The 11,781-nt window shown below is 65.1% G+C and carries 6 protein-coding genes; all 6 read left to right on the top strand.

Annotated elements, in window-relative coordinates; all coding sequences use genetic code 11:
* The first annotated feature begins 13 nt into the window (after window positions 1-13).
* The 6 genes from pilQ to ACI766_RS27310 all read left to right on the top strand — a co-directional run bounded on the left by pilQ (window position 14) and on the right by ACI766_RS27310 (window position 11,632).
* Window positions 14-2,158, top strand: coding sequence for a type 4a pilus secretin PilQ (gene pilQ, locus ACI766_RS27335; RefSeq protein ID WP_014603377.1), 2,145 nt, complete (start codon window positions 14-16; stop codon window positions 2,156-2,158).
* A gap of 11 nt (window positions 2,159-2,169) precedes the next feature.
* Window positions 2,170-2,688 (top strand): shikimate kinase AroK, encoded by a 519-nt coding sequence (aroK, locus tag ACI766_RS27330; protein ID WP_003095833.1) that lies wholly within the window; start codon window positions 2,170-2,172, stop codon window positions 2,686-2,688.
* 49 nt (window positions 2,689-2,737) lie between these two features.
* Window positions 2,738-3,844 (top strand): 3-dehydroquinate synthase, encoded by a 1,107-nt coding sequence (aroB, locus tag ACI766_RS27325; protein ID WP_003162482.1) that lies wholly within the window; start codon window positions 2,738-2,740, stop codon window positions 3,842-3,844.
* Window positions 3,845-3,850: 6 nt separating this feature from the next.
* Window positions 3,851-5,500: an AAA family ATPase gene (locus ACI766_RS27320; RefSeq protein WP_023104793.1), complete on the top strand. Its 1,650-nt coding sequence runs from the start codon at window positions 3,851-3,853 to the stop codon at window positions 5,498-5,500.
* Window positions 5,501-5,724: 224 nt separating this feature from the next.
* Window positions 5,725-10,170 (top strand): glutamate synthase large subunit, encoded by a 4,446-nt coding sequence (gene gltB / locus ACI766_RS27315; RefSeq protein WP_023086708.1) that lies wholly within the window; start codon window positions 5,725-5,727, stop codon window positions 10,168-10,170.
* Window positions 10,171-10,198: 28 nt separating this feature from the next.
* On the top strand, window positions 10,199-11,632 hold the full coding sequence (locus ACI766_RS27310) for an FAD-dependent oxidoreductase (RefSeq protein ID WP_003095829.1): 1,434 nt from the start codon (window positions 10,199-10,201) through the stop codon (window positions 11,630-11,632).
* Window positions 11,633-11,781: the final 149 nt, after the last annotated feature.

Here is an 11,781-nt window from a genome sequence, read left to right as displayed (position 1 = left end):
ACGGAGTCGGACGATGAACAGTGGCCTCTCGCGCCTCGGGATCGCTTTGCTGGCCGCCATGTTAGCGCCGGCATTGCTCGCCGCGGACCTGGAGAAACTCGACGTGGCGGCATTGCCTGGCGACCGGGTCGAGCTAAAGCTGCAGTTCGACGAGCCCGTCGCCGCGCCGCGTGGCTATACCATCGAGCAGCCGGCGCGAATCGCCCTCGATCTGCCGGGGGTACAGAACAAGCTCGGCACCAAGAACCGCGAGCTGAGCGTGGGCAATACGCGCAGCGTCACGGTGGTCGAGGCGAAGGATCGCACACGGTTGATCATCAACCTGACCACGTTGTCGTCCTACACCACCCGGGTGGAAGGCAACAACCTCTTCGTGGTGGTCGGCAATTCGCCGGCCGGCGCCAGCGTCGCTTCCACCGCTCCGGTCAAGGCTAGCCCGGCTCCGGCCAGCTATGCCCAGCCGATCAAGCCCAAGCCGTACGTGCCGGCGGGTCGTGCCATTCGCAACATCGATTTCCAGCGTGGCGAAAAGGGCGAGGGCAACGTGGTCATCGACCTGTCCGACCCGACCTTGAGCCCGGATATCCAGGAGCAGGGCGGCAAGATCCGCCTGGACTTCGCCAAGACCCAGCTGCCGGATGCGCTGCGGGTTCGCCTGGACGTCAAGGACTTCGCCACGCCGGTGCAGTTCGTCAACGCCAGCGCGCAATCCGACCGTACCAGCATCACCATCGAGCCGAGCGGGCTCTACGACTACCTGGTCTACCAGACCGACAATCGCCTGACCGTCAGCATCAAGCCGATGACCACGGAAGACGCCGAGCGGCGCAAGAAGGACAATTTCGCCTATACCGGCGAGAAACTGTCGCTGAACTTCCAGGACATCGACGTGCGTTCGGTACTGCAGCTGATCGCCGACTTCACCGACCTGAACCTGGTGGCCTCGGATACCGTGCAGGGCAATATCACCCTGCGCCTGCAGAACGTGCCGTGGGACCAGGCGCTGGACCTGGTGCTGAAGACCAAGGGCCTGGACAAGCGCAAGCTCGGCAACGTGCTCCTGGTGGCCCCGGCCGACGAGATCGCCGCCCGTGAGCGCCAGGAGCTGGAAGCGCAGAAGCAGATCGCCGAGTTGGCGCCACTGCGTCGGGAACTGATCCAGGTGAACTACGCCAAGGCCGCGGACATCGCCAAGCTGTTCCAGTCGGTGACCAGCGATGGTGGCCAGGAAGGCAAGGAAGGCGGGCGCGGCTCGATCACCGTCGACGACCGCACCAACAGCATCATCGCCTATCAGCCCCAGGAGCGACTGGACGAACTGCGGCGGATCGTTTCGCAGCTGGATATTCCGGTGCGCCAGGTGATGATCGAGGCACGCATCGTCGAGGCCAACGTCGGTTACGACAAGAGCCTCGGTGTGCGCTGGGGCGGCGCTTATCACAAGGGCAACTGGAACGGCTACGGCAAGGACGGCAATATCGGGATCAAGGACGAGGACGGCATGAACTGCGGCCCGATCGCCGGCAACTGTACTTTCCCCACCACGGGAACCAGCAAGTCGCCGTCGCCGTTCGTCGACATCGGCGCCAAGGATGCCACCTCCGGGATCGGCATCGGCTTCATCACCGACAACATCATCCTCGACCTGCAACTGTCGGCGATGGAAAAGACCGGCAACGGCGAGATCGTCTCCCAGCCCAAGGTCGTGACCTCGGACAAGGAAACCGCGAAGATCCTCAAGGGCCAGGAAGTACCCTACCAGGAGGCCAGCTCCAGTGGCGCTACCAGCACCTCGTTCAAGGAGGCCGCGCTGTCCCTCGAGGTGACCCCGCAGATCACCCCGGACAACCGGATCATCGTCGAAGTGAAGGTGACCAAGGATGCGCCGGACTTCGATCGCGCACTGAACGGCGTACCGCCGATCAACAAGAACGAGGTCAACGCCAAGATCCTGGTCAACGACGGCGAGACCATCGTCATCGGCGGCGTGTTCAGCAACACCCAGAGCAAGTCGGTGGACAAGGTGCCGTTCCTCGGCGACCTGCCTTACCTGGGGCGGCTGTTCCGGCGCGATACGGTCTCGGATGTGAAAAACGAACTTCTGGTTTTCCTGACACCGCGGATCATGAATAATCAGGCCATCGCAATCGGTCGCTGATATCGAACAACGTGGTCAACCTGATCCTCGTCGGCCCGATGGGTGCTGGAAAGAGCACCATCGGGCGCCTGCTCGCCAAGGAGCTGCATCTCGCGTTCAAGGACTCCGACAAGGAGATCGAACAGCGGTGCGGCGCGAATATCCCATGGATCTTCGATGTCGAGGGCGAGGTCGGTTTCCGCGAGCGCGAGCAGGCCATGCTCACCGAACTCTGCGCCGCCGACGGCATGGTGATCGCCACCGGCGGCGGGGCGGTGATGCGCGACGGTAACCGCCAGGTGCTGCGCGCCGGTGGCCGGGTTGTGTACCTGCATGCCTCGGTCGAGCACCAGATCGCGCGCACGGCGCGGGACCGCAACCGCCCCTTGTTGCAGAAGCCCAACCCGGGACAGATCCTCCGCGACCTGATGGCGCTGCGCGATCCGCTCTACCGCGAAATCGCCGATGTGGTGGTGGAGACCGACGAAAGGCCGCCGCGCCTGGTCGTCCAGGAAATTCTCGAACGCCTGCGCAAGTTGCCGCCCCGCTGAGGCGCGGCGAATTGCGTTATCCTATTGCCCTTTCCTGTCTGGGGGCCTCATGCGCACACTTCACGTCGATCTAGGCGAGCGTAGCTATCCCATTTACATCGGTGAAAACCTGCTGGGCGACGCCCGCTGGTTCGCGCCGCATATCGTCGGTCGCCGGGTCGCGGTGATCAGCAACGAAACGGTCGCTCCTCTCTATCTGGAAACCCTGCTCAAGGCACTGCAAGGCCATGAGGTCACCCCTGTGGTGCTGCCCGACGGCGAGGCCTACAAGCAGTGGGAAACCCTGCAACTGATCTTCGATGCCCTGCTGAAGGAGCGGCATGACCGCAAGACTACCCTGATCGCCCTGGGCGGCGGCGTCATCGGTGACATGGCCGGTTTCGCCGCGGCCTGCTACCAGCGTGGGGTCAACTTCATCCAGGTGCCGACCACCCTGTTGTCCCAGGTCGACTCCTCGGTGGGCGGCAAGACCGGGATCAACCATCCGTTGGGCAAGAATATGATCGGTGCGTTCTACCAGCCCCAGGCGGTGGTCATCGACACCGCGTCGCTGAAGACGCTGCCGTCCCGCGAGCTGTCCGCCGGGCTGGCGGAGGTGATCAAGTACGGTTTCATTTGCGACGAACCGTTCATCACCTGGCTGGAAGAGCACATGGATGCCTTGCTGGCACTGGAGCCGACCGTTGTCACCGAGGCCATCGAGCGCTCTTGCGCGGCGAAGGCCCGCGTGGTGGGCGCCGACGAGCGCGAGTCGGGCGTGCGCGCCACGCTGAACCTCGGCCATACCTTCGGTCACGCGATCGAGACCCAGCAGGGTTACGGCGTCTGGTTGCACGGCGAAGCGGTAGGGGCGGGAACCGTGATGGCACTCGAGATGTCGCATCGGTTGGGCTGGCTGAGCGCCGCCGAGCGTGATCGCGGTACCCGCCTGCTGCGCCGGGCTGGCCTGCCCGTGGTACCGCCGGCCGAGATGACGGCGGAAGATTTTATGGAACACATGGCCGTCGACAAGAAAGTGCTCGATGGCCGCCTGCGTCTGGTTTTGCTGCAAGGACTGGGGAATGCCGTGGTCACCGGCGATTTTCCCCGTGAGATCTTGGACGCGACCCTGCGCACCGACTATCGGGCCTTGGCCGACCAGCTTGGAGATGAATGAGGTCCCATGACCAGCTTGCATGCCGATGAGGCCTTCCTGGGCCACTACCAATTCAGTCACGACCCGTTCGCGCCGCGCGTTCCGGGTTTCAAGTTCTTCCCGGCGCAGCGCAAGCCGGTGCTCGGCCAGTTGCACCATCTGGCCCGCTACAGCCAGCTCCTGCTGCTGGTCACCGGGCCCCTGGGCAGCGGCAAGACCCTGCTGCGCCAGGCGCTGGTGGCCAGCACCAACAAGGATGCGGTCCTCAGCGTGGTGATCTCGGCGCGCACCGCCGCCGACGAGACTTCGTTGCTGCGCCAGGTGGCGCAGGGCCTGAGCATCAACCAGGCGAGCCTGGAGGCGATCCTGACCAAGGTGGCGCAGCTGGCGATCACCGGGCAGGACGTCTACCTGATGGTGGACGATGCCGAGCAGCTCCAGGACAGCGCGCTGGAAGTGCTGTTGCTGCTGGCTTCCGGCACCAACGAGGGACGCCTGCATGTATTCCTGTTCGGTGAGCCGTCGTTGCTGCCGCGCCTGGAGGTGTTTTCCGAGGGTGAGGAGCGCTTCCATGCCATCGAGTTGCAGCCATACAGCGAAGAGGAAACCCGCGACTACCTGGCCCAGCGTCTCGAGGGCGCCGGGCAGGGCATCGAGCTGATTTCCAACGACCTGCTGGTGGACATCCACGAGCAGTCGGAAGGCTGGCCGGGAGCGATCAACCAGGTCGCCCGCGATGCCCTGATCGAAGCGATGCTGGCCAATCGTGGCGCAGCGCGCAAGGCAACCGGAGGGTCTTTCAACTTGCCCAAGAAGCATCTGGTGATTCTTGCGGTCGTGGCCATCGGCGTGATCGCCGCCTGGTTCATGCAAGGCAAGAGCAAGCCGGAGGCGCCGCAGACCGCCTCTACCGAATTGTCCATGAATGGCGCTACGCCGGCCCAGGCCCAGCAGCCGGGCAGCGGCCCGGCCGTGGAGTTCAACGGCTCCAGCCAGCCGTTGCCGCTACCGTTGGTCGGCGAGTCGCAGCCGGTCATTCGCGAGCCGCTGGCCCAGGCCGCCGGGCAAGGTGGCGACGACGAAGGCGGCCTGCCGTCCGCCGCGGTGCCGCCTACCGTTTCCAGCTCGGCTCCTCCGGTGACGCCGCTGGCCAACAACGGCGTCACGCCGATGCATCCGGTGCCGCCGGCGCCGACCGAACCGACCGCGCCTGCGGCGACCCCGACTCCGGCGCAGACCCCGGCACCGGCCGCGCCGGTCGCCAGCGCCCCGGCCAGCAAGCCGGCCCCGGCTCCGGCCAAGCCGGCGGCCAGCAAGCCGGCCACCACCGCCGCGGCGAAGCCGGCCCCGGCTCCGGCCGCCAAGCCGGCCAGCGGTGGCGGTGCGGGAAGTCAGTGGTATCGCAACCAGTCTGGTGGTAACTTCGCCCTGCAGATCCTCGGTACCGGCTCCGAAGCCAATGCCCAGGCGTTCATTCGCCAGCAGGGCGGCGGCGATTTCCGCTACTTCAAGAAAACCCTGCAAGGCAAGCCGTTCTACGTCGTCACCTATGGCAGCTTCCCGAACCGTGCCGCCGCCCTGGCCGCAGTGAAAAAACTGCCGTCCAAGGTGCAGGCCGGCAAGCCGTGGCCGCGTACCTTCGCCAGCATCCAGCAGGAGATCGGCCAGGCGCATTGATCCGACCTGCCGTCGCCTCTTGACGAAACTCGCTAGTCGTTAGCATGACCGGCGGGTTTCGTCTTTCATTTTGGCGACATTGAATTTCATTTTCTCGTCGCAAAATTTGTGAGGCCTTGTGCACCTATGTACAATGGCCTCCCTTTGCCTGTCGAAAACTCGCCGCATGAGCGGGTGACAGGCGAAGTAGATGACTAAAAAAGTTTTGCCGGTGAGAGTTCCTTATGAAAGCAGGTCTGTACCATCCTGAAACGTTCAAGGATAACTGCGGATTTGGCCTGATCGCCCATATGCAGGGCGAGCCGAGCCATCAACTTCTGCAAACCGCAATCGAAGCACTGACCTGCATGACCCACCGCGGTGGGATCAATGCCGATGGCAAGACCGGGGACGGCTGCGGGCTGCTGATCCAGAAGCCCGACCTGTTCCTGCGTGCCGTCGCCAGGGAAGCCTTTTCTGTCGACCTGCCCGAGCAATACGCGGTGGGCATGGTGTTCTTCAACCAGGACCCGGTGAAAGCCGAGGCGGCACGCGAGAACATGAATCGCGAGATCGTCGCCGCCGGACTGGAGCTGGTCGGCTGGCGCAAGGTGCCGATCGATACCAGCGTTCTCGGCCGCCTGGCGCTGGAGCGCCTGCCGCAGATCGAACAGGTGTTCATCGGCGGCGCCGGCCTGAGCGACCAGGACTTCGCCATCAAGCTGTTCAGCGCACGGCGCCGCTCGTCGGTGGCCAACGCCGCCGACAGCGACCACTACATCTGCAGCTTTTCGCACAAGACCATCATCTACAAGGGCCTGATGATGCCGGCCGACCTGGCCGCCTTCTATCCGGACCTTGGCGACGAGCGCCTGCAGACCGCGATCTGCGTATTCCACCAGCGCTTCTCCACCAACACCCTGCCGAAATGGCCGCTGGCGCAGCCGTTCCGCTTCCTCGCCCACAACGGCGAGATCAACACCATCACCGGCAACCGCAACTGGGCCCAGGCGCGGCGGACCAAGTTCACCAACGAACTGATCCCCGACCTGGAAGAGCTCGGCCCGCTGGTGAACCGCGTCGGCTCCGACTCGTCGAGCATGGACAACATGCTCGAACTGATGGTCACCGGCGGCATGGACCTGTTCCGCGGCCTGCGCATGATCATCCCGCCGGCCTGGCAGAACGTCGAAACCATGGACGCCGACCTGCGCGCGTTCTACGAGTACAACTCGCTGCACATGGAGCCCTGGGATGGCCCCGCCGGCGTCGTGCTGACCGACGGTCGCTATGCCGTCTGCCTGCTCGACCGCAATGGCCTGCGCCCGTCGCGCTGGGTCACCACGAAGAACGGCTACATCACCCTGGCTTCGGAAATCGGCGTCTGGGACTACAAGCCCGAGGACGTCATCGCCAAGGGTCGCGTCGGCCCGGGGCAGATCCTCGCGGTGGACACCGAGACCGGCCAGGTCCTGCACAGCGACGACATCGACAACCGCCTGAAGTCGCGCCATCCCTACAAGCAGTGGCTGCGGCAGAATGCCCTGCGCATCCAGGCGACCCTGGACGACGACCATGGCGTGGCCAGCTACGACGCCGACCAGCTCAAGCAATTCATGAAGATGTTCCAGGTCACCTTCGAGGAGCGTGACCAGGTGCTGCGTCCGCTCGGCGAGCAGGGCCAGGAAGCGGTGGGCTCCATGGGCGACGATACGCCGATGGCGATCCTCTCCCGGCGCATCCGCTCTCCGTACGATTACTTCCGCCAGCAATTCGCCCAGGTCACCAACCCGCCGATCGACCCGCTGCGCGAAGCCATCGTGATGTCCCTGGAAACCTGCCTGGGCGTCGAGCAGAACATCTTCGAGGAAGCCCCGCACCATGCCAACCAGGCGATCCTCACCACTCCGGTGATCTCGCCGGCGAAGTGGCGGACCATCATGACCCTGGACCGCCCGGGCTTCGACCGCCACTTCATCGACCTCAACTACGACGAGTCGGTGGGCCTGGAGGCCGCGGTGCGCAACATCGCCGACCAGGCCGAGGAAGCCGTGCGCGGCGGCAAGGTGCTGCTGATCCTCAGCGACCGCCATATCGCTCCCGGCAAACTGCCGGTGCATGCTGCCCTGGCCGTCGGTGCGGTGCATCACCGCCTGGTGCAGACCGGGCTGCGCTGCGACTCCAACATCCTGGTGGAGACCGCCACCGCCCGCGATCCGCACCATTTCGCGGTGCTGATCGGCTTCGGCGCCTCGGCGGTCTATCCGTTCCTCGCCTACGAGGTGCTGGCCGACCTGATCCGCACCGGTGAAGTGCTGGGCGACCTCTACGAGGTGTTCAAGTACTACCGCAAGGGGATCTCCAAGGGCCTGATGAAGATTCTCTCGAAGATGGGCATCTCCACCGTCGCGTCCTACCGTGGCGCGCAGCTGTTCGAGGCGGTGGGCCTGTCCGACGAGGTCACCGACCTGTGCTTCACCGGAGTCGCCAGCCGCATCCAGGGCGCGCGCTTCGTCGATATCGAGAACGAGCAGAAGCTCCTGGCCGCCGAGGCCTGGAGCAACCGCAAGCCGATCCAGCAGGGCGGCTTGCTGAAGTTCGTCTATGGCGGCGAATACCACGCCTACAACCCGGATGTGGTGAATACCCTGCAGGCTGCCGTGCAGCAGGGCGACTACGAGAAGTTCAAGGAATACACCGCGCTGGTGGACCAGCGCCCAGTGTCGATGATCCGCGACCTGTTGCAGGTGAAGACCGCCGCGCAGCCGCTGGCGCTCGACGAGGTGGAGCCGCTGGAAGCCATCTTCAAGCGCTTCGATGCCGCCGGGATTTCCCTCGGCGCGCTGTCGCCGGAGGCCCACGAGGCGCTGGCCGAGGCGATGAACACCCTGGGCGGTCGCTCCAACTCCGGCGAGGGCGGCGAGGACCCGGCGCGCTACGGCACGCTGAAGAGTTCGAAGATCAAGCAGGTGGCTACCGGCCGCTTCGGCGTGACCCCGGAATACCTGGTCAACGCCGAGGTCCTGCAGATCAAGGTGGCCCAGGGCGCCAAGCCCGGCGAGGGCGGCCAGTTGCCGGGCGGCAAGGTCAACGGCCTGATCGCCCGCCTGCGCTATGCGGTGCCCGGCGTGACCCTGATCTCGCCGCCGCCGCACCACGACATCTACTCCATCGAAGACCTGGCACAGCTGATCTTCGACCTCAAGCAGGTCAACCCGCAGGCGCTGGTATCGGTGAAGCTGGTATCCGAGCCGGGCGTCGGCACCATCGCCGCCGGCGTGGCCAAGGCCTATGCGGACCTGATCACCATCTCCGGCTACGACGGCGGTACCGGTGCCTCGCCGATCACCTCGATCAAGTACGCCGGCTCGCCCTGGGAACTGGGCCTGGCGGAAACCCACCAGACCCTGCGCGGCAACGACCTGCGCGGCAAGGTCCGGGTGCAGACCGATGGCGGCCTGAAGACCGGCCTGGACGTGATCAAGGCGGCCATTCTCGGCGCCGAGAGCTTCGGCTTCGGCACCGCGCCGATGATCGCCCTGGGCTGCAAGTACCTGCGCATCTGCCACCTGAACAACTGCGCCACCGGCGTGGCGACGCAGAACGACAAGTTGCGCAAGGACCACTTTATCGGCACCACCGCGATGGTGATCAACTTCTTCACCTTCATCGCCACGGAAACCCGCGAGTGGCTGGCGCGCCTCGGCGTGCGCAGCCTGGGCGAGCTGATCGGCCGCACCGACCTGCTGGAGATCCTCCCCGGCGAGACCGCCAAGCAGCAGAACCTGGATCTCGCTCCGTTGCTGGGCAGTGAGCTGATCCCGGCCGACAAGCCGCAGTTCTGCGAGGTGGAGAAAAACCCGCCGTTCGACCAGGGCCTGCTGGCCGAGAAGATGGTCGAGCTGTCGAAGGCCGCCATCGAAGGCCTGAGCGGCGGCGAGTACGAGCTGGACATCTGCAACTGCGACCGATCCATCGGCGCGCGGGTATCCGGCGAGATCGCCCGCCTGCACGGCAACCAGGGCATGGCCAAGGCACCGGTGGTGTTCCGTTTCAAGGGCACCGCGGGACAGAGCTTCGGCGTGTGGAACGCCGGTGGCCTGCACCTGTACCTGGAAGGCGACGCCAACGACTACGTAGGCAAGGGCATGACCGGCGGCAAGCTGGTGATCACCCCGCCCAAGGGCAGTCCGTTCAAGACCCAGGAATCGGCCATCGTCGGCAACACCTGCCTGTACGGCGCCACCGGCGGCAAGCTGTTCGCCGCCGGAACCGCCGGCGAGCGCTTCGCCGTGCGCAACTCCGGTTCCCATGCGGTGGTGGAAGGTACCGGCGACCACTGCTGCGAATACATGACCGGCGGTTTCGTCTGCGTGCTGGGCAAGACCGGCTACAACTTCGGCTCCGGCATGACCGGGGGCTTCGCCTACGTCCTCGACATGGACAACACTTTCGTCGACCGCGTGAACCACGAGCTGGTGGAAATCCAGCGGATCAGCGGCGAGGCGATGGAGGCCTATCGCAGCCACCTGCGCAAGGTCCTGGTCGAGTACGTGAACGAAACGGCAAGCGAGTGGGGCGCGAACATCCTGGAAAACCTGGATGACTACCTGCGTCGGTTCTGGCTGGTGAAACCGAAGGCGGCCAGCCTCGGTTCGCTGCTGACCAGCACCCGTGCCAACCCGCAATAAGCGCCCGAAGTTGTGATGAGGTTTCGATATGTCTGAACGTCTGAATTCCGACCGCCTGAACAACGACTTCCAGTTCATCGAAGTCGGGCGCAAGGACCCGAAGAAGAAGCTGCTGCGCCAGCGCAAGCGCGAGTTCGTGGAGATCCACGACCTGTTCAAGCCGCAGCAGGCCGCCGACCAGGCCCACCGCTGCCTGGGCTGCGGCAACCCGTACTGCGAGTGGAAATGCCCGGTGCACAACTTCATCCCTAACTGGCTGAAGCTGGTTTCCGAAGGCAACATCCTGGCCGCCGCCGAACTGTCGCACCAGACCAACACCCTGCCGGAAGTCTGCGGCCGGGTCTGCCCGCAGGATCGCCTCTGCGAGGGCGCCTGCACCCTCAACGACGGTTTTGGCGCGGTGACCATCGGCTCGGTGGAGAAGTACATCACCGATACGGCCTTCGCCATGGGCTGGCGTCCGGACCTGTCCAAGGTCAAGCCGACCGGCAGGCGCGTCGCGGTGATCGGCGCCGGCCCGGCCGGCCTCGGCTGCGCCGACGTGCTGGTGCGCAACGGCGTGACCCCGGTGGTGTTCGACCGCAACCCGGAGATCGGCGGCCTGCTGACCTTCGGCATTCCCGAGTTCAAGCTGGAGAAGCACGTCCTCAGCCGTCGCCGCGAGGTGTTCACCGGCATGGGCATCGAGTTTCGCCTGAACACCGAGATCGGCAAGGACGTGACCATGGAGCAGTTGCTCGATGAGTACGATGCCGTGTTCATGGGGATGGGCACCTACACCTACATGAAGGGCGGTTTCCCCGGCGAGGACCTGCCGGGCGTACACGACGCCCTGGACTTCCTGATCGCCAACGTGAACCGCAACCTCGGCTTCGAGAAGTCGGCCGAGGACTTCGTCGACATGAAGGGCAAGCGCGTGGTGGTCCTGGGCGGCGGCGACACCGCGATGGACTGCAACCGCACTTCGATCCGCCAGGGCGCCAAGTCGGTGACCTGTGCCTATCGCCGTGACGAAGAAAACATGCCGGGCTCGCGCAAGGAAGTGAAGAACGCCAAGGAAGAGGGCGTGAAGTTCCTCTTCAACCGCCAGCCCATCGCCATCGTCGGCGAGGACCGGGTGGAAGGCGTGAAGGTGGTCGAGACCCGTCTCGGCGAGCCGGACGCCCGCGGCCGCCGCAGCCCCGAACCGATCCCCGGTTCCGAGGAGATCATCCCGGCGGAAGCCGTGCTGATCGCCTTCGGCTTCCGGCCGAGTCCGGCGCCGTGGTTCGAGCGCTTCGAGATCGCCACCGACAGCCAGGGCCGCGTGGTGGCTCCGGCGCAGGCGCAGTTCAAGCACCAGACCAGCAACCCGAAGATCTTCGCCGGTGGCGACATGGTCCGTGGTTCCGACCTGGTGGTGACGGCGATCTTCGAAGGACGTACCGCGGCCGAAGGCATCCTCGACTACCTTGGCGTCTGACCCGCGGCGCCACCGGCGCTGCGACAAATCACCGCGATAGACAAAAGGCACGGCCCCCGCCGTGCCTTTTGTTTTGTGCTTTGCGACAATAGCGGCCCTTTTCGCCCGCCGGCCTGTGGATAACCCCCTTCCGCACGCGCCCGCGTGAA

The organism is Pseudomonas sp. DL (assembly GCF_047199225.1).
GTDB classification, from domain to species: domain Bacteria; phylum Pseudomonadota; class Gammaproteobacteria; order Pseudomonadales; family Pseudomonadaceae; genus Pseudomonas; species Pseudomonas aeruginosa.
The sequence above is the reverse complement of the archived record's forward strand: the minus strand, read 5'-3'. Positions and strand labels throughout refer to the sequence as shown.

What these genes read in the sequence shown, in the direction of transcription:
- pilQ (WP_014603377.1), top strand. Translation starts at nt 14, where the DNA reads ATGAACAGTGGCCTCTCGCGCCTCGGGATCGCTTTGCTGGCCGCCATG.
- aroB (WP_003162482.1), top strand. Translation starts at nt 2,738, where the DNA reads ATGCGCACACTTCACGTCGATCTAGGCGAGCGTAGCTATCCCATTTAC.
- ACI766_RS27320 (WP_023104793.1), top strand. Translation starts at nt 3,851, where the DNA reads ATGACCAGCTTGCATGCCGATGAGGCCTTCCTGGGCCACTACCAATTC.
- gltB (WP_023086708.1), top strand. Translation starts at nt 5,725, where the DNA reads ATGAAAGCAGGTCTGTACCATCCTGAAACGTTCAAGGATAACTGCGGA.
- ACI766_RS27310 (WP_003095829.1), top strand. Translation starts at nt 10,199, where the DNA reads ATGTCTGAACGTCTGAATTCCGACCGCCTGAACAACGACTTCCAGTTC.